The following is a 23,080-nucleotide window of genomic DNA, read 5'->3' as shown; positions in this document are numbered from 1 at the left end:
TTTTAATTAATTACTTTTTAAAACAGTATCAACCGTTATATATGGTTTAACGGTTAACACTAAATGGAGGCTATTTAATGTCCAAAATCGAATTTACCGCAGAACAACGTGAAATGATGGTTAACAAGCTTCAACGCTATTTTGAAGAAGAGCTAGATCAAGATTTAGGACAGTTTGATGCAGAGTTTTTATTGGACTTTTTAGGCAAGAATATAGGTGCGCATTTTTACAATCGTGGCTTACATGATGCCCGGGCAATATTCGAAGCTCGTATCGAAACCATTGATGAAGATATATACGGTATTGAAAAAGATATTAAATAGCTATTCAAATAAATCAGCCATTTACTATTTGTACGACAAACTATTTACATTGTGCTTTTCCTCTCATAGGTTAGTCAAAGGAACTCAATCTTAAAAGATCCAAAATGGAGAAAAGCAATGTCTCAGCCACAAAGAAATGATATCCCGCAAGAAGCGTTTGATTGGTATGATGAATATGCCCACGGAGGTATGGACCGTCGAACCTTCATGAAGAAGCTGGGTACTTTAGTCGCTGTGGGATACTCCATGAGTGTTCTGACATCTGCGCTTTTACCTAATTATGCTCTTGCTGAGCAAGTATCATTTAATGATGCAGATATTAAAGCGACTTATGAGACATTTGACTCGCCACAGGGCCACGGTAAAGGTCAAGGTTATTTTGTGGTACCTGCGAATAAAACGGGTCCATTACCTGTTGTATTAGTGATTCACGAAAATCGTGGCTTAAATCCTTATGTTAAAGATGTCGCTCGCCGCCTTGCTAAGGCAGGTTTTATTGCATTCGCACCTGATGCTTTATATTCATTAGGTGGCTATCCTGGTAATGATGACGAAGGCCGCGCAATGCAGCGTTCGATGGACAGAGATAAAATTCAGCAAGATTTTGTCGCTGCGGCTAAATTTTTAAAATCTCATGAAAACAGTAATGGAAAACTAGGCGCGGTAGGTTTTTGTTTCGGCGGCTATATCGTCAATTATCTTGCTGCAGTCGAATCTGACTTGCTTATCGCAGGGGTGCCTTTTTACGGGACACCCGCTAAGAAAGAGCTTCGAGAAAATATTAAAGCGTCATTAATGGTACAACTTGGTGAAGAAGATGAACGGGTTAATAAATCATGGCCTGACTACGAAGCTGATTTAAAGCGTTATAAAGTGCCTTATCAAATGCATATGTATAAAGGCGCCAAGCATGGTTTTCATAACGATTCGACAGGTCGCTATGATGAAGCCAACGCTAAACTGGCATGGGATCGTACCATTAGCTTTTTTACAGAGAAATTAAGTTAACGACTCGTCATTGATGGTGCCACAATAACAGGAAGCTTCGGCTTCCTTTTTTAATGCGAAAATTTTGAACGAGTGGTTTGTTTAACTCATTTTCATATGACGACGTATCACTTGTTTAGGTTAAAAGACTAAAAGGTGGTGATACTACTCATTTCAGTTAACCCTAAAAATATTAAATTACTGAATTTATTGGTAAGTAATAGTGGCCTTATAATTGCTTTAACCAAGTGCTCAAATTATTACGTAAAGTTCATTACATAAAGTTCATTACATAAAGTTCATTACAGAAAGTGCATTACATTAAACGGTAAGCGTAAAGCCGCAAGCTTAGCGTTAGCACTAGGTTCATAGCTAAACATAAGGGATTATGATGATAAACAAACTCACAAAGTTGCTAAAAGAGTATAAATCACTGCTGATTTTTATTGCGTTAATGAGTGTATTCAGAAGCGCAGTTGCTGATTGGTATACCGTGCCTACAAGCTCAATGAAGCCAAGTATATTAATCGGTGACAGAATTCTTGCAAACAAAATGGCGTACGATGTTCGCATTCCTTTTACTCATGTTTCTTTATATAAAACAGGCGATCCAGCTCGCGGAGATATCATTATTTTTGACTCCGAAGCTGCTGGAAATAGACTGGTAAAGCGTGTCGTTGGCGTACCTGGCGACACCGTAGCGTTAAACAACAATCGATTAGAGATTAACCATCAAAACATTAATTATCATGATTTTAGTTATACGAGTAATCGTTATCAAGATGATACGCAGGATAAGATTGAAGATTTACTCGGCGTGGCGCATTCAATAAGAGTGAATAAAATGGGCTCAATACGCTCAAAGTTTAACGAGGTTACTGTGCCAACCGGGTATTATCTTGTATTAGGTGATAATCGGGATAACAGTGCTGATTCACGTGTGATTGGGCTTGTGCCTCGCAATGAAATCATCGGACGCACAAAGCGTGTTGTGATGTCTTTTAATTATGATAATTATTATTTACCTAGGCATGATAGATTTTTCCATTCCCTTGTCAGTGGCTAAAAGAGGCTAAATTGTCACTAAAGCACTTTACTATTTGCAGACCAATTAATTCGAAATAAGCCACACCTTAATGAGTGGCTTATTTTTACTTTTCGCTGAATTTAATCCTACCTTTAAAAATTTAACTTGTTTTATATCAATAAAATAAATCAGATTTTTTCTAATTAAACCCTTACAATCTTAGTGCTAATTTTACATTCAATTAAAAGGATATTGCATGTCGACTGTTACTCAACAGCAAATCGGAATGATTGCATTAGTCGTTGACGATTATGATGACGCTATTGCCTTTTACACTCAAAAACTACAGTTTACCTTGGTCGAAGATACCGATTTGGGCGGCGGAAAACGTTGGGTGTTAGTGTCACCGCCAAATGGCAATGGCACCAAATTGTTATTAGCTCAAGCTAGCAATGAAACTCAAAAGCAGTCGGTGGGTAATCAAACTGGAGGTCGGGTATTTTTGTTTCTTCAAACTAACGACTTTTGGCGTGACTATAAGTCAATGCAGGCCAATGAAGTGGTATTCAATGAGGAACCGAGGGTAGAAGAATATGGCACTGTTGTGGTGTTTCAGGATTTATACGGCAATAAATGGGACTTACTTGAGTTGAATAAGTAAACAAAATAAGCAAGTCCGAATAAGTCAGTTTAATGAAGTGATGAAGTTTAATTAATCGTTTGTTGAGGTAATGAATGGGAATGGTGATTGCTTTTCTTTTATGGGGTGTGGCAGTGGTTTTCTCTGTTATCACCATTGGTGTTATTCATCTGTGCAATAAAAAAGCTAAGCAACGAGAAGTTAACAGCAAGTACATGCTTCATATTGTCTTAAGCTCGATACCATTGTGGTTGTTGATTTTCTATTTCCCTGTTGATTATTACACATCCCATAACGATCTCGATGCTCTGATAACGGTATGGTCAACCAAAACTGCACTGACAATATTGAGTCCAGCAGTTACTGCTATCGTTATTTTAGTGCTACGTACTATGAAAGCGAAGCAACTAGCAGACAATGCAGATTAGGTGATAAATAGGCTGCACATCGTTCTTTACGACATAGCACTTAATTTATCATTTAAAATAGCACTAAAGCCAAAATACACTCTGGTTATAAGCTTAAATAGCAGGCATAAAAAAAGCAGTGTTAGCACTGCTCTTTTATCAAAATTCATAGGGCGTTGTTGCCACTTTTAGCTGAATAAAATCAGCAAACTTTACTCAGAAAGTGCTGGTCAGCATATCGATTAACTCAGTTTCAGTGGTTGGCATTTTAGCAAGTTCAACCATTTCTGGTGAGCCACCATTTAACATGTAAGCACTTGTGGTCAAATGATCATGATGAAACCATTTCCCGTTAACGCAGACGTCTGTGTAACACTTCTCACATTGTTTCAATTCCATAACGGGCTCCTGAGCTCAAAATTTGCGATAACTAAACCTATCCCAAGAATTCATTAACAATGATGATCTAGATCAACTTTATTTCAGCTTTAATTATCTTAATTTAGATGAAACGTTTGTTTTTGGCGGTGTAAAAAGTCAATTGTATGGCAGTTGGGGCAATTTTATATTCTTTATTTTTCGGTTATGAAAATAAACTACAAAAAAAGCAGTAAAACTCGCCAATTCTAGTTTGTTAACATGCTTGAAGGTAATATTTTGTCGTGCAGGCGTCATTTATTGCCATCGATTACCAAACTAAATTTTTTATGGATAAAGTAAAAAAACTTTAAATAATTACTGTAATTTTCTACTGTAATTATATACAGTATCAGAATGATATTAAAAAGCCTGCATTAAAAGGCTCAACTGATTTAAACGGTTTGAATTGAATGATCCTGTATATTGCCGAGAAACCCAGCTTAGGTCGCGCTATTGCCGAAGTATTGCCAAAGCCCCATAAAAAAGGCGACGGTTATATCATGGATGCTAATGGCAACTATGTTTCTTGGTGTGTCGGGCACTTGCTGGAGCAAGCTGAGCCAGACGCTTACGATCCAGCCTACAAGTCCTGGCAATTGGCACATTTACCAATTGTGCCTGACAGTTGGAAGCTTAAGCCTAAATCTAAAACGCGTTCGCAGTTGTCCACCCTTAAAAAATTGATAAAACAAGCCTCAAGTCTTGTTAATGCGGGCGATCCAGATAGAGAAGGGCAATTGCTGGTTGATGAAGTGATAGCACATGCTGGTGTTAAAGCTGATAAGTTAGCGCAAACCCAGCGTCTACTTATTAGTGATTTAAACCCTAGCGCTGTCAAAAGAGCACTAGGACAAATACGCAGCAATAAAGAGTTCGTTCCGCTTTCAACATCAGCATTAGCTCGCAGCCGTGCTGATTGGCTTTACGGCATGAATATGACCCGAGCCTATACCATTCAAGGCAAAAAAGTGGGTTATCAAGGAGTATTGTCGGTTGGCCGAGTACAAACACCGGTTTTAGGTTTGGTCGTGAGGCGTGATGAGGAAATAGCCAATTTTGTCCCTAAACCTTTTTATGAAGTACTTGCGCATTTATTAACTGACAAAAATGAATCATTCTCCGCTAAATGGAAGCCAAGTGAAGCGTGCCAGCCATATATGGATGAAGAAGGTCGCGTGTTAGCAAAGGGCTTAGCTGAAAATGTTGTTGGTCGAATTACTGATCAGCCTGCACAGGTGACTAAGCTTGAAGCTAAAAGTAAACGCCAAAATCCACCTTTGCCCTATAGCTTATCGTCACTGCAAATTGATGCAGCTAAACGTTTCGGTATGAGCGCAAAAGACGTCTTAGATACTTGTCAAAGCTTATACGAGCGCCATAAATTGATTACTTATCCGCGCTCAGATAGTCGTTATTTACCTGCTGAACAACATGGCCTTGCACCGCAGGTGATAAAAGCAATTGTCAGTAATGACGCGACGTTAACTGCAAAAATTGATTCGCCAAACGCTAAGCTTAAATCTAAAGCTTGGGATGATAAAAAAGTCGACGCTCACCATGCCATCATTCCCACTGAAAAAATGGCTAATTTAACCTCTTTGTCGAGCAAAGAAGCAAAATTGTACTCGCACATTGCGAGGCAATATTTAGCCCAGTTTTATCCAGCTTATCTTTATGATGAAACCCAAGTGGAAGTGACCATCGCTGGAGGACTCTTTACCACTAAAGCGAAACAAGAAACTGCAATGGGGTGGAAACAACTATTTGCTTCAAGCCAATCGAGCAAAACAAGCATGAGTGATACAAATGGCCCAAGTGGGCATAAAAATGAAGAGGAACTCAGCACCTTACCTCCGCTTGTAAATGGTCAGCAATTACATTGCTCTCGTGGTGAACTGCTTGAGAAAACCACCCAACCACCGAAGCATTTTACTGATGCGACATTACTTGGCGCCATGACAGGGATTAATCGTTTTGTGAGCAATAGCGAAGTAAAAAAAATCCTTAAAGATACCGATGGACTCGGCACTGAAGCGACTCGTGCAGGCATTATTGAATTATTATTTAAACGAGGTTATTTGCAGCGTCAAGGGAAGTCAATTGTGGCAACCCAAGTCGGAGTCGGACTAGTTCATTCACTACCAGAAAGTGCGACCACACCTGATATGACCGCATTATGGGAAAGTAGTTTAGATGCCATTAGCCAAAAGCAATTACGTTACGATGCATTTATGTCTCCTTTAATTACCCAGCTCAATGAATTGGTTACTCAAGCTGCTAATCAGTTACCTAATGCCTTAGCGGGTGTGACAGGTCCTGGTTACAAAAAACGCCGAAGCGGCGCTAAAACGGGTTATAAACGCAAGTCCACAACGGGTGCAAAATCGGCCTCTAAGAAAAGGCCACCAAAGAAGGCAACGAGTTAATTGGTTTTATGGAGTAAGCCAAGCAATATAAAGGTATGGCTAGTGATTAGCTTAGTGTTGATCGAATAGCGTTACTGTCACTGAGTAACGTGCGTGCGAATACAAGCTTTACAAGGTTCTTTTTGATTTGATGTTGCGATTTTGTTTGTTTTAGGTAATCTAGCGCCTTTAATTTAACTACATCATTAAATCAAAAGGAAGTTTATGAATATCAAGGATGTTTTTAGCACAGGTTCGTTATTTAAAGCCTTGCCTTTATTATTATTAATCATTGCAGTTTTTAACTCTTACTACATCGTTATCGAGGGGCATGTAGGGGTTGTTAAACGCTTTGGCGAAGCAATGGATCAACAAAACCCTGGATTACATTTTAAAATCCCATTTATTGAAACTGTTGAAGTCATTGAAGTTAGAACCCGTAAAAATGCAGAAAAAATGGCTTCAAGCACTAAAGAGCAAATGCCTGTAACCATCGAAGTATCGGTTAACTGGACTGTCAATAAAGAAGCCGCTTTAGATTTGTTTAAAAGTTATGGCGGCTTAAGTCAATTTGAACAGCGTATTTTAGATCCTCGTTTTCGTTCTGCGACCAAAGATACGATCCCACAGTTTGAAGCTGAGCAGTTAATTCAAGATAGGGCCAGTGCGATACAAGGGATTGAGCGTCGTTTATCAGAAGAAATGGCAAACTTCCCAGTGGTTGTAGATAATATTCAAATTGAGAATATTATTCTTCCGCAAAAATACATTAACTCGATTGAGATTAAACAAACTGAGAAGAACTTAGCAGCAGCTGAAGAGCATAAGCTTGAAAGGCAGCGTCTAGAAGCATTACGTGCGGTGAATACCGCAGATGCTAAAGCAAAAGGTATTTTAAAAATAGCCGAAGCTGAGGCGCAATCAATTCTGTTAAGAGGTAAAGCAGAAGCACAAGCCATTGAAGCAAAGGCGAAAGCTCTTAAAAACAATCCACTAATTGTGAAGTTAACAGAAGCCCAAGCATGGGATGGTAAGTTGCCTAGCACCATGATGGGCGAGGGGGTTATGCCTATTATGGATATTCGTGAGACTAAAAGTAATTAAATCCAGCTCAGTCCTGAATAGCCAATAGCCAATAGCCAATAGCCAATAGCCAATAGCCAATAGCTACAATCGATAAGCGCAATAGTCTTACTATTGCGCTTTTTTTTGCTCCAATGTATTACGACCGATTTTATCAAGTAAAAAAAATGTGGCGCATAATGGTAAGTTTAGCGCGCGAGCACTCCCTATAATTTCTGCCATACCCGATGATTCATTCACATTACGTTAAGGCAGGTTATGACAGATACAGTTACTACAACGCATCCTAACACTCAGTCAGCTAACGGCTTTTTTGCTCGTCATAAAGCTAAGTTTTTTATCTTATTGGCATTAATCACAGTGGCGCTTGGTTCGGTATTTTTGGCCAGTGGCTTTACTGTCCATCATCAAGATATTCCAGCTGATTACTGGACAACAACATCAGCACTTAAAGCCAAGTTTTTAGACACTGAAGTCTTTATTGGCGCATTAACAATGATGTTAATAGTGACAATTTGCTTAGCGATTTGGGGGTATTGGAAATTGCACTCACTGCCTAAAAAATATGCGGCGCATACAGGGCAAGCCAAGTTAGTGTTCTGGCTATGTACGATCGGCTTTTTTTATAACGAGTTATGGATAGCGGCCATCCTTATCGTGGTGACAGATTGGAAGAAAATTTCTGCAGTAATAAAAGCGAGACAAGCATAATGAAAGAATTACTTTACCCATACATTTTAATTTGCTGGATTTTATTAAAAACCGGTTTAGTGAAAAAAACCACAGCTAACTACATTTCAATGGTAGTGGTAGGTGTACTTATTAACCTTGCTGTGTTTTTTGCACATCGCTTTTATTCACCAGTCGACTTAACTGACTCATCAGTTGTTCGGGCGCAAACGGCAGTGTTAAGCCCAATTACAGAGTCGATTGACCAATATTATGTGCAGCATAATCAGAAGGTTAAAAAAGGTCAGTTGCTTTATACATTGGTCAACAATGAAGAAACGAATAACTTGCGCAAAATAGAGGCTGAAATTAACAGTTTAAATACTGAAATCAGCCAAACTGAGCAAGATTTAGCTAGATTAACGCAAGTTGAGCACGTGGTTGCTAAGCGCGATATTGACCAGTATCAGTCAAGACTGAATGCTTTGAAATTTGATCGAGAGTCTTTAGTTGCTCAAAAACAACAAGTGGAATTCGAAGCAAGCCAACTTGAAATTAGAGCTCCATTTGATGGTGCTGTCACCCGTCTTGATACCGCTGCAGGGTCAAGGGTTGGTAACATCCAACTGTGGAATACTGAAACAAAAATTTTAGAAATGCGTATTCCAGATCAGCTATGGAGCAGAGTCAAACAAGGTCAATTTACAGAGTTTTATGTCGATGCGTATCCAGGCCATATTTTTAGAGGACGAGTCCATTCTGTGTCATTGGCAACAGGTGAAGCACGAGGCAGTCATAGTAGCCAAGAGCAAGGCGTAGCAAAGCAGTTAGTGAGTAACGCTAAAAATATTGGCCGCACAGTGCTAATTGAGTTTACTGATCCAGAGGGCATTGAAATTCCAATAGGCGCCCGAGGGTCTGCTTGGATATCAACTGAGAAACCTTTTTCGTTACTTGGACCGATTGACATGTTAGGCGCAGCAACCTTAAGACTAAAAGCCATGAAGAGTTATTTTGGCGCATTCTAATCATCATTAAGACTGAAAGCTATGAAGAGTTACTTTGGCGCATTCTAATCATCTTCGAGTTTGCAGTAAAAAGAAACCAAAATAGCCCAATATAAACGGAATTTTAGATTGAAGATTGTTGTCAACTTGTTAGGATGATGTAAGTGGTGTTATTTGATTAAATATTAGAGGTTTATGATGTCTGAAGAGCAAACAACTTTAGCAAGACCCTTACATGGTTTTAATAGTCCTCAACGGTACTTCGTGGGTTACACTCTCGCCGTTTTAGTCGATTTAACGGTATTGAACTTACTTGATGAGTTTTGGCAACACATTAACGTGTCATCATTTTCGATTTCATTACTTGTGGCTATTTTGCTGCAATTATTACTTAAGCTCACTATTGCTTTTGAACATAAGTTAGCTGATTACTTTAAAAGTAAACCAGGAACTGCACCAAAAGTTTATCGCGCTTTAAGCACTTGGGCGATTTTGTTCTTTTCAAAAATAATCATGCTTGAAGCAATTAACTTAGCATTTGGTGATGCTATTACCTTTACGGGGCCTGTTGATGGCTTGGTTGCGTTCTTTGTTCTGGTCTTTGGTATTTTGATTGCTGAATTTATTGTGTCAAAAATATACTTTTCATTGCGTGATAAGCCGAGTGACAACGAATTAGAGACCACTGCATAAAGACCGATATTGCTTAAGTAAAATCAACTCAGTTTATTTTGATAACTGATGACAGGTAGATAAGGGATTTTCTGATTAGCCAAAGCAAGCTGAGTTTGCTTTGGCTTTTTTATTTGTGTTTACAGCGCAAAATTAATCCAACCTATTGCTTTATAATCTTTATTTTTAAATTCAATAAATTGAAGGCAAAAAAAATGAGTAAGCTCATTAAGAACCTACTCATAAAATTCACTAGTTCACAACATAAAGGGCGGAACAGGTTTGAGTATGGATGCACTTACTTAACTGAAGATTAATTTAGCGTTCAATAGTGTGATCTGACGCTGCTTTCAGCTTAAAAGTATTTATCTCAGGCTCTTAGAGCGATTTAATGAAATCAATTTATCTAGAATGTGCTCGCCATCGATGCGGATCCCATTATGCTCATATTCCGAAGTCACCCAATACTGTAAGTTATCGACTAATGCCGCTGTTTCAAGGCTGTAGTTCATATCAACGTACATATCTTCGCTAAAAATAGCTGCAGCTACCGGCACCGTATTTTGCATCAAAATATCGACGTCATATAAATTAGTCCAATCAGATTTGGATGCAACAGCATCAGCTAAGTCTTTAAGAGGCTTAAGCTGATTAAATTGATCAAACATCCATGGATAAATCATTTCACCAGTAAAGAGTAATCGTTGACCTTTTTGATAGTTAAATTGCTGAAATTGTTCTCGCACACGATGTGCTGACCAATTTGCGCCACGTTGATGGAACTGCTGGCAATAGATTGATTCATGCATTAAAGCAAAAATTGGATTGGTGTTAAAATCTAACAATTGGCAAAATTGATGCAAGAATAACGGGTTAATTTGTTTACCGTTTGCGGTGTCGATTAAGGCTTGTTCCAATAAGTAATAAACCGCTTCAGGCCCTTGTTCCATACCAAGGTTAACGCCTAATAACTGCAGCATCTCAACCGTTAACTGCTCACCCGTGGCTAATATAACGTTGTTGTTTTTAATAAATTCAGCTAATTCGGCAGTCAGTTTGGCAGCGTCTCCGAAGCGGCGATAAAAATCATTGTTCTTTTTAATCACTCGCTTATAAGTGGCTTGATAGACATCGTCAGCTTGGCGCGTTAATGAAGGAATGCCGCCAGTAATATAGGCTTCTTTAATTGAATCTGGCGCCGCTGATAAATATTGCAGCACACAAAAACCACCAAAACTTTGGCCTAAAATACTCCATTGGGTATTGTTAGTTAGCTGCAATCGAATCGTTTCAGCATCCCGAATAATATTGTCGGCGCGAAACTGGCTGACATATTCAACTTGTGCTTCAGGGGATAAATGGCTCAGGGTGACATGATTTAATAAGGTTGATAAGCCAGTGCCACGCTGATCGAGTAAAATAACACGAAACTCTTGCAATGCACGTTTAATCCAGCCGCTGTTTTCAACAGGTCTTACAGCGCCAAAGCCCGGCCCACCTTGAAAATAAACCAAATAAGGTAAGTCTTTATGCTGGTTTTCAGTGCTAACAATTTCACGGGCGAATACAGTAATTTTCTCGCCTTCAGGTTGTTGATAATTTAAGGGAACCGAGAAAAAATGTTTCTTTGAAACAATACCTGAAAGTATGCTATCCATTTGCATGCTGTACCTGTGAATAAAGGCTAGAGAAAGGTAGTATTGTAGAAAGCTTAACTATCAATCACAATCAAAAACTGAGGGTATATTAGTAATTTACCTTTCGCTTTTACTGATTTATGTTTGTTATCATTTACAGCATTTTTAACTTGTTGATTATTTAACCTTTTAATCGCTTTTCACGTGTTAATAACCGAGTGATTTAATTCAAGTGGCTTTTGAATATCATTTTTCGTCAATTTATTTTGTTGATTGCAAAGATAGATCAAACTTTTTTGCGCCACTTAACGCATAATAGCGACAAAGCAAACGCCTGCTAAAGTGAGGATGTAAGACATGAAATACCAAATCATTCCAGTGACCCCGTTCCAGCAAAATTGTAGTGTGATTTGGTGTGAAAAAACCAAACTCGCTGCAGTCGTTGATCCTGGTGGTGACATTGACCGCATCGTCACTGAAGTCGAAAAACTTGGGCTTACTTTAGAGAAAATATTATTAACACATGGGCATATTGACCATGTTGGCGGCGCCAAAATGTTATCTAATCAATTAAATATTGATATTGTTGGCCCACATAGTGCCGACAAGTTTTGGTTTGATAATCTAGCTAAACAGAGTCAAAACTTTGGTTTTCCGCATATCGACCCCTTTGAGCCGACACAATACCTCAATGAAGGTGATAAGGTGACAATCGGCGAACAAACCTTATCGGTATTGCATTGTCCCGGCCATACACCTGGCCATATTGTATTTCACTCTGCAGAGTCGCATTTAGCTTGGGTTGGCGATGTGTTATTTAGAAGCTCTATTGGTCGCACTGATTTTCCACAATCTGACCATAAGCAATTAATTCATTCAATTACTCAAAAGCTTTGGCTATTGGGCGATAAAGTCAGCTTTATTCCGGGCCATGGACCAATGTCAACATTTGAAGAAGAACGTCAGCATAACCCGTTTGTAGCAGATCAGCTGCTTGGTTAAGCCGTTATCAATAATTAATGGGTCATTGATTCAGTTATTGTTACATTTTATTACGCTTTTACTTCTACTTCATAAGCCAGCAAGAGCCCCGTCTTGCTGGTAATACGCCGACTAAATCGTTAACGGTTTTTTTATTAGGCGTTACTAATCTTTGCTTTATGCCTATCCTTTGTTAGCTTATACAGACTCGCTTTGCAGTATGCTCATTTTCGTTTGTCTATATCCAATGACTTGAGGTGCAAAGGTCAGTTCGCTTTGGCAGCGTTATGCTGCCTGCTCCCTTTTGGGGTTAGCGCAATAAGTGCGAAAAGGAATTAAAATGATAGGCAAGGATTTATGGCACATCACTTATTATCATTGTTAGATACTTGGGCTGAAAAGTCGCAATTAGATTGGGCATTAGCCATTATTACCTCTGTTGAAGGTTCATCTTACCGTAAGCCTGGGGCAATGATGTTATTCGATCCTTTGGGTAAAACATTAGGAATGCTCAGCGGTGGATGTTTAGAAGCTGATTTACGTCGTCATGCCCAACATGCGATTCAATCACAACAAGTATTGCAACTTACCTATGATGCTACCGATGAAAATGACACCAGCTATCAATTAGGCTGTGGTGGCATTGTGCACATTATGATGGTTCCTTTACTGGCTGATAACCAATACCTAGGTTTGCATGAGCTACATCAGCAACTCACTGTCGGCCGGCAGGGCTATTATCAATTATCACTGAATGACGACGGTTCCCATGCCGCAAATACTCGAGGGAAGTTTATTCCTGCAGTGCAGTTACAATCCTCTTCGTTAACTAAAACAACCCAAATAACAAACGAGCAAGGTGAACTTCTACAAGTGCCAGTTAGAGCACCTTTTCATCTTGGCATTTTTGGTGGTGGATTAGATGCGCAACCATTAGCAGCCATGGCAAATCAGTTAGACTGGAAAGTTACCGTATTTGATAGCCGCACGGCCTATGCAAGAAGTTATGACTTTCCAACCGCCAAAATTAATAAAACCCCATTAACACAATGCCAGCACAGTGATTTTTCTCACTTAGATGCTGCCGTTGTGATGAACCATAACCTTGAGCTAGATAGCGACGCATTAACGGCGTTGCAGCCGATAGCAATCAGATATATTGCATTACTTGGACCTGGTCATCGACGTGACAAAGTGTTTGCCATGGCAGGTTTACGCCCACAAGATTTTAGTGGATTTATCTCAGCTCCAGCCGGATTAGCGATTGGTGGCGAGCTACCGAGCTCAGTCGCTTTGAGTATTTTATCTCAGTGTCATGGAGTACTTCATCATCATTTTGCGCAACAAGATGATGTCAGTAGACTTGATAGGGTGATGGACTGATGACTTTTTTGTCTTCTATTCCCAAAATTACCACAGTGATGCTAGCGGCAGGACAAAGCAGCCGATTTGATGGTGCTAAGCTTGCTGCTTTGGTGTCAGGTCCAGAAGTGAACGATCCTGATGTTCAGGCTAAAAACCAAAGTTTGCTTGCTCACAGCTTAGATGAACTGACGCAAGCAACTGAGCAGATGGGCATGGATAAACCAGTTGTGATGCTCGGTGGTCATAAAGATACTTTGCTTCCTTTATTACCAAGTAACACTGAGTACCTAGTTAACCCAGATTGGCAGACAGGTATTGGCAGTTCAGTTGCGATGGCGGCGGAATATGCCCAAGCACAACATGCCGATGCTTTATTGCTATCGCTGGCAGATCAAGTTGCTATCACTCAACAACACTATATGAGCCTTTTTCGTGTGTTTTGTCTTTTTGGTCAAACCACAGCAGCGTATTACCAACAAAACCCTGGAGTACCTGCGATATTTTTGTCTGAAGATTTTCAACAACTACAACAATTACCAGGTGATGCTGGTGCTAAAAAATTATTATTACAACATTTATCAAATCAAAGCTTGGCAGTACTACCGTTAGAGCAAGCCGCCATTGATATTGATACTAAAGCCGATCTTAATTGGTGGTTGGCTAACAAGGAGTAAGTGATGTCACAAGAGATGCAAACACTTGAAATTAATGGAAAGAGCTTCACCTTAGATGCAGATCCGAATATGCCGATATTGTGGGCACTACGAGATATCTTAGGATTAACTGGTACTAAATATGGTTGCGGTGCCGGTCTATGTGGGGCTTGTACTGTGCATGTTGATGGTAAACCTGTTCGCGGTTGTTTAACCAGCATTAAGCAGGCTGCAGGTAAGTCTGTAACGACCATTGAAGGACTTGAAGCTGATAAGTTAAAAGCGGCATGGGAGAAACACAATGTGCCGCAATGTGGTTATTGCCAAGCTGGGCAACTCATGTCTGCTGCAGCATTACTTAGTACCACAGCCAAACCTTCTGAAGCGCAAATCGATGATGCGATGTCAGGCAATATTTGTCGCTGCGGCACTTATCCCCGTATTAAAGCTGCGATCAATACCGCTGCAGACAATAGTAAAGTGGAGGCATAACCATGACCACATTTACCGCAGTAGAGAATATTAGTCGCCGTAATGTGCTAAAGCTGTTTGGTGCAGTAGGAGGCGGTTTAGCACTAGGGGCATCAGGTTTAGCTTGGAGCCCTATGGCTATCGCTCAAGAGGCAATAGCCCAAGGTAAGCAAGCACAGCTGAATATCTTTATCGCCATTGGCGAAGATAATAAGGTGTATTTAACCTGTCACCGCTCAGAAATGGGTCAGGGGATCAGAACAGGTGTGCCACAAGTTTTAGCCGATGAATTAGAAGCCGATTGGGATCAAATTGTTGTCGTACAAGGTCTCGCAGATGAAGAGTTTGGCAGCCAAAACACCGATGGCAGCCGGAGTATTCGTAAGCATTATCAAAAAATGCGTCAAATGGGCGCAACAGCAAGAAGCATGTTAGAGCAAGCCGCCGCTAACCAGTGGCAAGTCTCTCCATCAGATGTGTATGCAAAAGCGGGTAAAGTGCATCACAAAACCAATGGTAAAAGCTTATCATTTGGTGAGCTCGCGATTGCAGCGTCCGCTTTGCCAACACCCGTACTTGATAGTGTCACATTAAAGCCTGCATCAAAATTTACCCATATCGGAAAATCGCCCACGATTGTTGATATGGACGATATGCTTAACGGTAAAGCTGAATATGGTTTTGATGTCAAAGTAGCAGGAATGGTGCACGCCTCAATTACTCGCCCGCCAGTATTAGGTAGTGATGTGGCTACTTTAGATGATAGCGCCGCCCGTCAAGTCGCAGGGGTGTTGGATGTGATTCAAATCCCGATATCAAAAGGTGCACCGCTATTTCAGCCATTAGGGGGCGTTGCCGTTATCGCAACCAATAGCTGGAGTGCGCTGCAAGGGCGAAAAGCCTTAAACATCACATGGACAGAATCAGCAAACAGCCAATATGACTCGGATGCCGATTTAGCAGAGCTTGTTAAACGGGTCGGTGAGCCAGGAGCTGTGATTCGACAGTTAGGTGACTCAGTGACCGATTGGAGCGATGATAATAGCTTGTCAGCGGTTTATACCGTGCCGTATTTAACCCATGCCATGATGGAGCCGCCAGCGGCTGCAGCATCTGTCACCAAAGACGGCTGTGAGTTGTGGGCATCGACCCAAACGCCGCAAAGTACTCAAAAGAATGTCGCTGGCGTTTTAGGCTTAAAAGATGAACAAGTTAAAGTGAATGTCACTTTACTAGGTGGTGGTTTTGGCCGAAAATCAAAACCTGACTTTAGCGCCGAGGCCGCGTGGTTATCACAAAAAATCGCCAAACCTGTAAAGCTGTTATGGAGCCGTGAAGATGAAATTCAAAACGGGTATTACCATGCGATTAGTGCGCAGCATTACCAAGCAAAGTTAGATGGCAATAAAGCCCCAGTGGCGTTACTTGCCCGTACAGGTTTTCCATCAATTAGCTCAACCTTTGCTGAAGGCGTCGATATGCCATCAGCAGGGGAGTTAGATCTTGGTTTTTCGGATATGCCGTTTAATTTAAGCCAAATTCAATTGGAATCAGTCAAAGCTACTGCGCATTCCCGTATCGGTTGGATGCGCTCAGTGTGTAATATTCAGCATGGTTTTGGTGTCGGCAGCTTTGTCGATGAACTTGCTGTTAATGCAGGCAAACCCTGTATTAACATGTGGCGTGAGCTATTGGGCAAACCGCGACAAGAAAAGCTTGAAAACCAAGTGGTGAAATACGGTAACTATGGTGAGACGCTAGAAGATTTTCCCATTGATATTGGCCGCTATTTAGGTGTGATTGATGCCGTTGAAAAGGCTATGGCTAAACAGCCTAAAATCAAAGCCAATCAAGGCTGGGGTTTTGCCGTGCATCGCAGCTTCGTCAGTTATGTTGCTGTCGCCACATTAGTTGAAATGGATGGCGATAAGCTAAAGGTTCTGAAGAGTATCGCCGCCATTGATGCAGGCACAGTGGTGAACCCAGATAGAGTGCACTCGCAAACGGAAGGCGCGATTATATTTGGGTTAAGCCTCGCAATGATGGGCGAAATTAGTTACAAAGACGGTAAAGTCGAGCAATCTAATTTCCATAACTATCCGCTACTACGCATCGGTCAGTCACCAGAAATTGAAACCATTATTGTTGAGTCAGATGCCAAACCTGCAGGCGTAGGTGAACCCGGCGTGCCGCCAGTGGCACCGAGTTTAACCAATGCGATATTTGCAGCCTCTGGTAAACGTTATCGCGATTTACCGCTGAGTAAAGTGTTAAAAATGTAGACGACGTATTTATAGTCGTATTTACGCCCAAGCTATTAACTAGCTTGGGCTTTTTATGGTTTAAGTTTTTATAAAATGTCGTGAAGGAAGGCTTGTTGTAATGTTAAAAGGAATTGACTACATGAAAAAACGTTTCACTTTTTTATTGTTGGGGCTCAGTGTCAGCTTAGTTTTTTTGTATACCGTCACGCCAGTTTCGACATTATTTCATTACCTAATCAAAACTGAACGCAGTATGGCTAGCCTAGACGTTAATCGAGTTAAGGTTGGGGAACTTGAAATTGAATATCTGCGAGGAGGTAGCGGGCCACAATTAGTTTTACTGCATGGTTTTGGCGCAGATAAAGATAACTGGAATCGTTTATCGGGCTATTTAGTCGATCAATTTGATGTTATCGCAATTGATTTACCAGGATTTGGCAATAGCACAAAGAATATAGCATTAGACTATGATGTTGCTTCTCAGGTCGATAGATTACATCGAATAACAGCGGCAATTGGCTTAGAAAAATTTAGCTTAGCGGGTAGTTCTATGGGGGGATACATTGCAGGAAATTTTGCTGCTCAATATCCTAATTCAGTTGATAAATTGTGGCTTATAAGCCCATTTGGAGTTGAAGGTGCCCAAATCAGTGACATGTTTGCTGCGACTAAGAAGGGATTAGCCCCCATTGTTTTACCGAAAACAGAAGCGGAATTCTCAGCGTTATTTGATTTTTTATTTGTCGAACCGCCATTCATCCCATCGCCAATTATTCGTTATTTAGCAAGTCAGGTAAGTGAGAATATAGCAATAAATAGCAAAATATTTGAACAAATTCATAGAATGAAAAATGGCGAACCGCACCCAGATTTACCTCTTGATAAGGTCTTGAATCATTATAAAGGACCCGTACTCGTATCTTGGGGAGACAAAGATAGAGTATTGCATGTGTCAGGGGCATCTGTTCTCAAGCAGGTTATTCCACATGCCAGATTAGCCGTTATGACGGATGTGGGGCACTTGCCTATGGTTGAAGTGCCATCAGCAACCGCAGAATCATTTCTCACGTTTACGAACGCGCATTAACCATTATGTGAACCGGTTAATGCTTGTGATACTAGAGATAGGGACGTTAGCCCACTAGCATACATAATTGACGAGATAAGTTAGTCTTTCCTAACTCATTGAGAGGTGATTGGCTTCATCATTTATAAGCAGCGTTGGGAGCGCCTTTTCGCGTTGAGTGAATGATTATTTTATGTCAGTAACCCAAATCTCATTTGAAATGTTTAATCATGAATATTCACATAACGACCCAAAATAACTCTTGGTTAACTCAATTCTCGTTTTTATCCATAGTTAAGCTGATTGATTTAGATAATGGTGGCTGTTAAGTTATTAAAATTATTAATAAATAGAGCTGCTAGTGATCAAGTTTTGGTAAAGTACCTAAGGGTGTTTATCGGAATTCTCGCTAATACGCTGTTAGGTTTTACTGTGAATTGAATTATGAAATTAATTGGTAGCAGAGTTGAAAACGAGTTCAGAGCTGAGCTGGAAGAATCAAAACGTAGTCTTTTATCGGAGTCTAAACTCAGCCTCGCACTAAAGTCTAAAGGTCATTCAATTGATAATGCATATGTATTAAATTGGATACCTGAGCAATATGAAGATATATATCTTGTCATCATTGATGGAAGTTATTTAGTAAAGGTTGAACTTGATCGCCAAGATTCCAATGTAACTCCTGTATTTGATGAAATTGATCTTTCTGAATATAAGCATGAGCTTAGTCGTATAAAGCAAGTTCAGTTAATGGTTGCTCTCGACTTGGCAAAAAAAACATAACAAGGCATTTAAACGGAACAAAAAAACAGTGGGTTACGTTTCGCTTCGCTACACATTTTAACCCACTATTTTTGTCCGCTTAATGCGGCGTTATAAGCCAAGGTAAGTATGAGTATTTCGAGGGAACAATTAGCAAAAGTCAGAACCCCATTTAGAGTGTTATCTGGTTTTATTTTTATATTGACCCTTTTACTTGTCCCTATGATTATCTTCATTGCTTTCACAGAACCCTATGATCATTTTATTTGGTTATTCACAGCTGTGATTTTGATAATGGGCTACATATCAGGTCATGTAACATTCACAGGGTACGCCCCTAAATTTTTACTGTTTACGCATGGTGCTAAAGATGGCTTATAACAAGTTGCTCAAGTTCGTTCGTAAACTCACTGGGACAATTAACAGCTGGTTTGGCGCTTCGCGCAAGTATAGCCAACAGTCAATTGCCCCTTAGCAAAGCGTTAGGATTACAGGATGTATCACATGAAAATAGTTTGTTTTTTATCGATCACTTTAACTGTGGCTTTTAGCCAACTATCAATGGCAAATGTGGATAAAATTGGTGGTTATAGGATTCTTGTAACAAGTTCATTAGATGGTAATGGGGTGCCAACCGATGAAATAGACTCTATTCAGCTAGATCACAAACTATTTTACGTCTATTCGGAATGGAACTTACCCGCAGGCAAATATAGATATAGCTGCATAATATATGATGGTAATAGGCGAGTAATAAATTCTCAATTCAATACTTTCCAATCGGATGGCAGTAACTTCAATTTTTGGTGTTCACATGACTTAGATAAAAGTACAGACAAACCCGGCGATTGGTATGCAGAAATGGGCATAGAAGGTTATGATTCAGCGGGTATATATTTCTCGGTAACTGAAGATGATATCAGGAAGTCACTAACAGGGAATTGGGATTGGGGTAATCAAGAAGATAGTTGCAATGATGAACACGTCATTAACATCTCTTTCGATGATGCGGGTACAAAAATGTATCACACTTCGAAATCAGGAATGAAACTAACAACTAGTGATGAATTGTACGAAAGAATAGTTTATTCAATTTTGTCTGAGGGGGATAAATATTTGCGTACAATAGTGATCAATGAAACTCAGAAAACAGATGAAGGAGAAATGTTTCTCTGGGATTTGATATTGAAAGATGATAAGTCGTTTTGTTGGAAGCAATCTGAATGGCCTGAAGGGCATTGCACTGAGCGATTAGTAAAGTGTGACAAGTAAGCCTAACAAGCGCATCAAGCGAAGGGACTGCTAACGCTTGGCTCGGTTCCGCTTCGCTGCACAAGTATAGCCAAGCATTATCAGCCCCTTATGCGGGCGTTAGGAGTAGCTGGAGAATTATGGCTCGTCGAAGAGAGTTAGGTAGTATTGCTAGTGGCATTATTGGCTCATTCAATAGCAGGAATAATGATATTGATGGATATTGGGGGATTGGCAAACTCTACAAACTTGTGGCTCAACTTGAAAGAAAAACCGTTTTAATTGACCTGAAAGGTAAAGCTATAAGCCCGAGCTCAACAGAGTTTGATGGAATGCTTACCCATTACCACAATATGCTCACACGCTTGCTGGGAAAACATGATATACCATTGGCGTGGATTACTTCGGTGATAATTACCGCTGAATTTGAAACAGCGTACGATCATAAGCATCACTATTGGAGAAGCGCGTTAGGTAATCCTTGTAATATTAAGTGTGATATTTTGGATGACAATAATCGTCATCATATTGCATATGCTTATAACAATTGCATGCCTCACGACCAGAGTAAAGAAAACCAAAGCAGTAGAGTTGGCAACTTATAACAAGCCAATCAAGCAGGACAAAAAACAGTTGGTTTTGTTCATGCTTCACAAGTATAACCAACTATTTTTTGCCTCTTATTGGGGCGTTAGCTAGGTAGTAATGGAACTTCGACAATTAATTGAGTCTATTGAGAACTACAATGATGAAGGCATAATTTTTGCCGAGTTGATTGAGGGGAGTTACCTAGCTTCTTCAGATGCTCAGATAATTGAAATGTCTGATGAAGAGCTGTCATTACCGACATCAGAAGTTGCTGAAAAATATTGTTCTGGCAAGGCGTATTTTCTAGAAGTTTTTTTGGTCAAAGAAATGTTGGATGCCATGAGGCAAGAGAAAATCGGTTCAGACGAAGCTTGTAAGCGAATTATTCATTATGCAGTACACGATGCTTAGTATGAAACTTAGCTAACAAGCTGCTAAATTCAGATTCACCAAGGCTGTCATGCTATTTGCTGCGCAAATAGCATGACAGCACTCGGTTCACATATTAGCAGGGCGTTAGGTGCACAGGTAAGTATGAGTTTGTTTCAGACTATTTTAATCACTGTATTGTTATTAGGGCTGAGTGCATGTGTAACTACACCTCATAAACCTGTACCCGTAAAAAATGGATATTCCTGCTTTAAAGAGCCAAGCAACTTTAAAGATAACTATTACTTGTGTGTTTTTGAATTGAATACAGCTAGTCCATATTACGATGATGATTTAAGAGCAAAGTTAGTTGATAAATTTGTCGAAAGTACAAATTCAAGTTGTACGGTTATAAGAACATGGGAAATGATTGATGCAACTAATCATGTAGAGCATGCAATGTTTTTTATAAACTACAGGCTCAAGTGCACCTAACAAGCTAATAAATAAGGACAAATTACAGTTGGTTTTTGCTCCTTCGTCGCGTATTTTAACCAACTGCAATTTGCCCATTATTAGGGCGTTAGGTATACACATGAGTCTTCTGCCAATGGCTAATGCAGTGTCCGATGAAAAGGACGTGAAAGAAGCTAAAAGGAACATTGCTGAAAAGCAATTAGTTGGTGCTGCCAACAACACAAAATGGAATGAACTCATCTCAGAAATGCGTGAGCTCCCCAATCCTCCTTGCTACCGAACTAAGGTTGTTAATGGCTACATATCGGGCTGGGATAGCGAGTGGTATTATCACTTACCATTTCCACTACTTTGCGTTGAGTGGATTGATATAGAACTAACTGAAAGTGTATTAACTTTTGTGAGAAAAATTGGTTTTGAGTTCGAAACAACTAAATCAACAATCAGGATCTGGGGTTACTTTCCAAAGTGTTACGAGAGTTTTGGTGAAGAGTATACTTAACAAGCTAATAAATAAGGACTAAAAACAGTTTGCTGTTTTCGTACCTCAACATTTTAGCCAACAATTTTTAGCCCATTATTAGGGCGTTATAGGGCTCAATAAGTGTCATTGTTAAATCGACTATTTCGTAAAAAATCAGGTAACGAAAACTTTTATCCTCGTGGCCCATGGTTAATTGAAGTTGGTGATATGTTTTTGTGTAAAGGGTCATTTGGTAAAAGAATCAATGTTGACCCAAAAACTATTCGATTTATTAAAATCATTACAAACGATAAAGGCCCATTCAGTGATGATTTGTTTTGGAAGTTTGAGTGTGAAAATATTGATTTTTACTTAGCCTCTGAAAGTCCTAAAGCACCCGAGTTTATGTCAATGTTTCAAGAGTTGAATGGTTTTGACAATGAACAACTGGCGTTATCTGCAAGTAGTGCTGTGAACGCATCATTTGTTGTCTGGGATAGAAAAGCCCTATAACAAGGCACTAAAGTAGGACGCAAAAAGCATGGTTTGCGTTCGTACCTCACTAATTATAGCCATGCATTTTGCGCCTCTTAATGGGGCGTTATAAAGCCCAAGGTAAGGGATGAACCTCGAAGCACATTACGAAGAATATACTCAAATTAAATCGCTCAAAGATAAAAACCAGAGCCATCAATTAGTGCGAAAATTAATAGGAAAAATTGCTTCAAATTTTCCAAAAGATAATTCCTATTCACTAGCATGGTTTACTGCAGCCTTAATTGATTCTGAGAAAAAGTGGTTTGTTGTAAAACTTTTGGAAAAAGTAAACCCTGTCCCAAAGTCTCTTTTTGACGATTTAGTCCTCGCAGCATTAATGGAGCATGACCCAAGCTTTAATAGGTGGTTCATTGAGCCCTGTATTAAATCCTTTGGTAAAGAGCAAGTTACCGCAAAAATTATGCAATTTGCTTCACACCCTCAAGTTGTTGAAAATCAGGGGGTAAACAAAGTAATGTATTGGGTTCCGAGAACGGCTTTATAACAAGAGACTATGGCGTCAATAGCTAATTTCGAGCTTTTGGCGCTTCCCACA

Annotated in this window: 27 protein-coding genes; 25 read left to right on the top strand and 2 right to left on the bottom strand. The window is 39.9% G+C overall.

Going from position 1 to position 23,080, the window contains the following annotated elements:
* The first annotated feature begins 77 nt into the window (after nucleotides 1–77).
* The 5 genes from AB4128_RS18440 (at nucleotide 78) to AB4128_RS18420 (ending at nucleotide 3,405) form a co-directional block, all read left to right on the top strand.
* The gene (locus AB4128_RS18440) at nucleotides 78–323 is read left to right on the top strand and encodes a DUF2164 domain-containing protein (RefSeq protein WP_055026111.1); all 246 of its coding nucleotides are present in this window, start codon (nucleotides 78–80) and stop codon (nucleotides 321–323) included.
* Between the two features lie 117 nt (nucleotides 324–440).
* Nucleotides 441–1,331: a dienelactone hydrolase family protein gene (locus tag AB4128_RS18435; protein ID WP_372038582.1), complete on the top strand. Its 891-nt coding sequence runs from the start codon at nucleotides 441–443 to the stop codon at nucleotides 1,329–1,331.
* A 370-nt stretch (nucleotides 1,332–1,701) separates the two neighbouring features.
* Nucleotides 1,702–2,376, top strand: a complete 675-nt coding sequence (lepB, locus tag AB4128_RS18430) for a signal peptidase I (protein WP_372038581.1) — start codon at nucleotides 1,702–1,704, stop codon at nucleotides 2,374–2,376.
* Between the two features lie 217 nt (nucleotides 2,377–2,593).
* Nucleotides 2,594–2,998, top strand: a complete 405-nt coding sequence (locus tag AB4128_RS18425) for a VOC family protein (protein WP_372038580.1) — start codon at nucleotides 2,594–2,596, stop codon at nucleotides 2,996–2,998.
* An 80-nt stretch (nucleotides 2,999–3,078) separates the two neighbouring features.
* Nucleotides 3,079–3,405, top strand: a complete 327-nt coding sequence (locus tag AB4128_RS18420) for a hypothetical protein (protein WP_080916143.1) — start codon at nucleotides 3,079–3,081, stop codon at nucleotides 3,403–3,405.
* Nucleotides 3,406–3,600: 195 nt separating this feature from the next.
* Here AB4128_RS18420 and AB4128_RS18415 read toward each other — a convergent pair whose 3' ends face one another.
* Complete coding sequence (locus tag AB4128_RS18415; protein ID WP_055026106.1) at nucleotides 3,601–3,783, bottom strand: hypothetical protein; 183 nt, start codon at nucleotides 3,781–3,783, stop codon at nucleotides 3,601–3,603.
* A gap of 431 nt (nucleotides 3,784–4,214) precedes the next feature.
* Here AB4128_RS18415 and AB4128_RS18410 point away from each other — a divergent pair, with 431 nt between their 5' ends.
* The 5 genes from AB4128_RS18410 to AB4128_RS18390 all read left to right on the top strand — a co-directional run bounded on the left by AB4128_RS18410 (nucleotide 4,215) and on the right by AB4128_RS18390 (nucleotide 9,661).
* Nucleotides 4,215–6,230, top strand: a complete 2,016-nt coding sequence (locus tag AB4128_RS18410; protein ID WP_372038579.1) for a DNA topoisomerase III — start codon at nucleotides 4,215–4,217, stop codon at nucleotides 6,228–6,230.
* A 204-nt stretch (nucleotides 6,231–6,434) separates the two neighbouring features.
* Entirely contained in the window at nucleotides 6,435–7,313 is an 879-nt protein-coding gene (locus tag AB4128_RS18405) for a prohibitin family protein (RefSeq protein ID WP_055026104.1), read from the top strand.
* Nucleotides 7,314–7,550: 237 nt separating this feature from the next.
* Entirely contained in the window at nucleotides 7,551–8,003 is a 453-nt protein-coding gene (locus tag AB4128_RS18400; protein ID WP_372038577.1) for a hypothetical protein, read from the top strand.
* Entirely contained in the window at nucleotides 8,003–8,989 is a 987-nt protein-coding gene (locus tag AB4128_RS18395) for an HlyD family secretion protein (RefSeq protein WP_372038576.1), read from the top strand. The genes AB4128_RS18400 and AB4128_RS18395 overlap by 1 nt, the downstream gene beginning before the upstream one ends.
* 177 nt (nucleotides 8,990–9,166) lie before the next feature.
* The gene (locus AB4128_RS18390) at nucleotides 9,167–9,661 is read left to right on the top strand and encodes a hypothetical protein (RefSeq protein ID WP_119969615.1); all 495 of its coding nucleotides are present in this window, start codon (nucleotides 9,167–9,169) and stop codon (nucleotides 9,659–9,661) included.
* 344 nt (nucleotides 9,662–10,005) lie between these two features.
* On the opposite strand, the gene AB4128_RS18385 is transcribed toward AB4128_RS18390, so the two are convergent.
* Nucleotides 10,006–11,304, bottom strand: coding sequence for an alpha/beta fold hydrolase (locus AB4128_RS18385; protein ID WP_372038575.1), 1,299 nt, complete (start codon nucleotides 11,302–11,304; stop codon nucleotides 10,006–10,008).
* A gap of 330 nt (nucleotides 11,305–11,634) precedes the next feature.
* On the opposite strand from AB4128_RS18385, the gene AB4128_RS18380 reads away from it, so the two are divergent.
* The 15 genes from AB4128_RS18380 (at nucleotide 11,635) to AB4128_RS18310 (ending at nucleotide 23,029) form a co-directional block, all read left to right on the top strand.
* Complete coding sequence (locus tag AB4128_RS18380) at nucleotides 11,635–12,279, top strand: MBL fold metallo-hydrolase (RefSeq protein ID WP_055026099.1); 645 nt, start codon at nucleotides 11,635–11,637, stop codon at nucleotides 12,277–12,279.
* Between the two features lie 336 nt (nucleotides 12,280–12,615).
* Nucleotides 12,616–13,641, top strand: a complete 1,026-nt coding sequence (locus AB4128_RS18375) for an XdhC family protein (RefSeq protein WP_372038574.1) — start codon at nucleotides 12,616–12,618, stop codon at nucleotides 13,639–13,641.
* Nucleotides 13,641–14,297 (top strand): nucleotidyltransferase family protein, encoded by a 657-nt coding sequence (locus tag AB4128_RS18370; RefSeq protein ID WP_372038572.1) that lies wholly within the window; start codon nucleotides 13,641–13,643, stop codon nucleotides 14,295–14,297. Before AB4128_RS18375 ends, AB4128_RS18370 begins: the two co-directional genes overlap by 1 nt.
* 3 nt (nucleotides 14,298–14,300) lie before the next feature.
* Nucleotides 14,301–14,768, top strand: coding sequence for a (2Fe-2S)-binding protein (locus tag AB4128_RS18365; RefSeq protein ID WP_318643770.1), 468 nt, complete (start codon nucleotides 14,301–14,303; stop codon nucleotides 14,766–14,768).
* 2 nt (nucleotides 14,769–14,770) lie between these two features.
* Nucleotides 14,771–17,029, top strand: a complete 2,259-nt coding sequence (locus tag AB4128_RS18360) for a molybdopterin cofactor-binding domain-containing protein (protein ID WP_372038571.1) — start codon at nucleotides 14,771–14,773, stop codon at nucleotides 17,027–17,029.
* Between the two features lie 121 nt (nucleotides 17,030–17,150).
* Nucleotides 17,151–18,098 carry an alpha/beta fold hydrolase gene (locus AB4128_RS18355; RefSeq protein WP_372038570.1) on the top strand — a complete coding sequence of 316 codons (948 nt, stop codon included), beginning with the start codon at nucleotides 17,151–17,153 and terminating at the stop codon, nucleotides 18,096–18,098.
* Nucleotides 18,099–18,521: 423 nt separating this feature from the next.
* Entirely contained in the window at nucleotides 18,522–18,860 is a 339-nt protein-coding gene (locus AB4128_RS18350; protein ID WP_055026094.1) for a hypothetical protein, read from the top strand.
* Nucleotides 18,861–18,968: 108 nt separating this feature from the next.
* Nucleotides 18,969–19,220: a hypothetical protein gene (locus AB4128_RS18345; protein WP_055026093.1), complete on the top strand. Its 252-nt coding sequence runs from the start codon at nucleotides 18,969–18,971 to the stop codon at nucleotides 19,218–19,220.
* Between the two features lie 123 nt (nucleotides 19,221–19,343).
* Entirely contained in the window at nucleotides 19,344–20,111 is a 768-nt protein-coding gene (locus AB4128_RS18340) for a hypothetical protein (protein WP_372038569.1), read from the top strand.
* 119 nt (nucleotides 20,112–20,230) lie between these two features.
* Nucleotides 20,231–20,695, top strand: a complete 465-nt coding sequence (locus tag AB4128_RS18335; protein WP_055026575.1) for a hypothetical protein — start codon at nucleotides 20,231–20,233, stop codon at nucleotides 20,693–20,695.
* Between the two features lie 100 nt (nucleotides 20,696–20,795).
* Nucleotides 20,796–21,089: a hypothetical protein gene (locus AB4128_RS18330; protein WP_372038568.1), complete on the top strand. Its 294-nt coding sequence runs from the start codon at nucleotides 20,796–20,798 to the stop codon at nucleotides 21,087–21,089.
* Nucleotides 21,090–21,161: 72 nt separating this feature from the next.
* Entirely contained in the window at nucleotides 21,162–21,542 is a 381-nt protein-coding gene (locus AB4128_RS18325; RefSeq protein ID WP_372038566.1) for a hypothetical protein, read from the top strand.
* A 100-nt stretch (nucleotides 21,543–21,642) separates the two neighbouring features.
* Nucleotides 21,643–22,026, top strand: coding sequence for a DUF6678 family protein (locus tag AB4128_RS18320; RefSeq protein WP_192021234.1), 384 nt, complete (start codon nucleotides 21,643–21,645; stop codon nucleotides 22,024–22,026).
* 102 nt (nucleotides 22,027–22,128) lie between these two features.
* Nucleotides 22,129–22,500, top strand: coding sequence for a hypothetical protein (locus AB4128_RS18315; RefSeq protein ID WP_055026554.1), 372 nt, complete (start codon nucleotides 22,129–22,131; stop codon nucleotides 22,498–22,500).
* Nucleotides 22,501–22,609: 109 nt separating this feature from the next.
* Nucleotides 22,610–23,029, top strand: coding sequence for a hypothetical protein (locus AB4128_RS18310; protein WP_372038565.1), 420 nt, complete (start codon nucleotides 22,610–22,612; stop codon nucleotides 23,027–23,029).
* Nucleotides 23,030–23,080 lie beyond the last annotated feature (51 nt).

This window comes from Shewanella sp. 10N.286.52.A9 (assembly GCF_041468985.1).
Lineage (GTDB): Bacteria > Pseudomonadota > Gammaproteobacteria > Enterobacterales > Shewanellaceae > Shewanella > Shewanella japonica.
This window is presented reverse-complemented; position numbering and strand designations above follow the sequence as displayed.

Bases quoted from the DNA above. Each gene is read 5' to 3' on its own strand.
- AB4128_RS18440 (WP_055026111.1), top strand. From the start codon at position 78: ATGTCCAAAATCGAATTTACCGCAGAACAACGTGAAATGATGGTTAAC.
- AB4128_RS18425 (WP_372038580.1), top strand. From the start codon at position 2,594: ATGTCGACTGTTACTCAACAGCAAATCGGAATGATTGCATTAGTCGTT.
- AB4128_RS18330 (WP_372038568.1), top strand. From the start codon at position 20,796: ATGGAACTTCGACAATTAATTGAGTCTATTGAGAACTACAATGATGAA.
- AB4128_RS18420 (WP_080916143.1), top strand. From the start codon at position 3,079: ATGGTGATTGCTTTTCTTTTATGGGGTGTGGCAGTGGTTTTCTCTGTT.
- AB4128_RS18415 (WP_055026106.1), bottom strand. From the start codon at position 3,783: ATGGAATTGAAACAATGTGAGAAGTGTTACACAGACGTCTGCGTTAAC.
- AB4128_RS18370 (WP_372038572.1), top strand. From the start codon at position 13,641: ATGACTTTTTTGTCTTCTATTCCCAAAATTACCACAGTGATGCTAGCG.
- AB4128_RS18380 (WP_055026099.1), top strand. From the start codon at position 11,635: ATGAAATACCAAATCATTCCAGTGACCCCGTTCCAGCAAAATTGTAGT.
- AB4128_RS18350 (WP_055026094.1), top strand. From the start codon at position 18,522: ATGAAATTAATTGGTAGCAGAGTTGAAAACGAGTTCAGAGCTGAGCTG.
- AB4128_RS18335 (WP_055026575.1), top strand. From the start codon at position 20,231: ATGGCTCGTCGAAGAGAGTTAGGTAGTATTGCTAGTGGCATTATTGGC.
- AB4128_RS18405 (WP_055026104.1), top strand. From the start codon at position 6,435: ATGAATATCAAGGATGTTTTTAGCACAGGTTCGTTATTTAAAGCCTTG.
- AB4128_RS18355 (WP_372038570.1), top strand. From the start codon at position 17,151: ATGAAAAAACGTTTCACTTTTTTATTGTTGGGGCTCAGTGTCAGCTTA.
- AB4128_RS18360 (WP_372038571.1), top strand. From the start codon at position 14,771: ATGACCACATTTACCGCAGTAGAGAATATTAGTCGCCGTAATGTGCTA.
- AB4128_RS18340 (WP_372038569.1), top strand. From the start codon at position 19,344: ATGAAAATAGTTTGTTTTTTATCGATCACTTTAACTGTGGCTTTTAGC.
- AB4128_RS18410 (WP_372038579.1), top strand. From the start codon at position 4,215: ATGATCCTGTATATTGCCGAGAAACCCAGCTTAGGTCGCGCTATTGCC.
- AB4128_RS18395 (WP_372038576.1), top strand. From the start codon at position 8,003: ATGAAAGAATTACTTTACCCATACATTTTAATTTGCTGGATTTTATTA.
- AB4128_RS18435 (WP_372038582.1), top strand. From the start codon at position 441: ATGTCTCAGCCACAAAGAAATGATATCCCGCAAGAAGCGTTTGATTGG.
- AB4128_RS18385 (WP_372038575.1), bottom strand. From the start codon at position 11,304: ATGCAAATGGATAGCATACTTTCAGGTATTGTTTCAAAGAAACATTTT.
- AB4128_RS18375 (WP_372038574.1), top strand. From the start codon at position 12,616: ATGGCACATCACTTATTATCATTGTTAGATACTTGGGCTGAAAAGTCG.
- lepB (WP_372038581.1), top strand. From the start codon at position 1,702: ATGATAAACAAACTCACAAAGTTGCTAAAAGAGTATAAATCACTGCTG.
- AB4128_RS18320 (WP_192021234.1), top strand. From the start codon at position 21,643: ATGAGTCTTCTGCCAATGGCTAATGCAGTGTCCGATGAAAAGGACGTG.
- AB4128_RS18310 (WP_372038565.1), top strand. From the start codon at position 22,610: ATGAACCTCGAAGCACATTACGAAGAATATACTCAAATTAAATCGCTC.
- AB4128_RS18325 (WP_372038566.1), top strand. From the start codon at position 21,162: ATGACAGCACTCGGTTCACATATTAGCAGGGCGTTAGGTGCACAGGTA.
- AB4128_RS18400 (WP_372038577.1), top strand. From the start codon at position 7,551: ATGACAGATACAGTTACTACAACGCATCCTAACACTCAGTCAGCTAAC.
- AB4128_RS18390 (WP_119969615.1), top strand. From the start codon at position 9,167: ATGTCTGAAGAGCAAACAACTTTAGCAAGACCCTTACATGGTTTTAAT.
- AB4128_RS18365 (WP_318643770.1), top strand. From the start codon at position 14,301: ATGTCACAAGAGATGCAAACACTTGAAATTAATGGAAAGAGCTTCACC.
- AB4128_RS18345 (WP_055026093.1), top strand. From the start codon at position 18,969: ATGAGTATTTCGAGGGAACAATTAGCAAAAGTCAGAACCCCATTTAGA.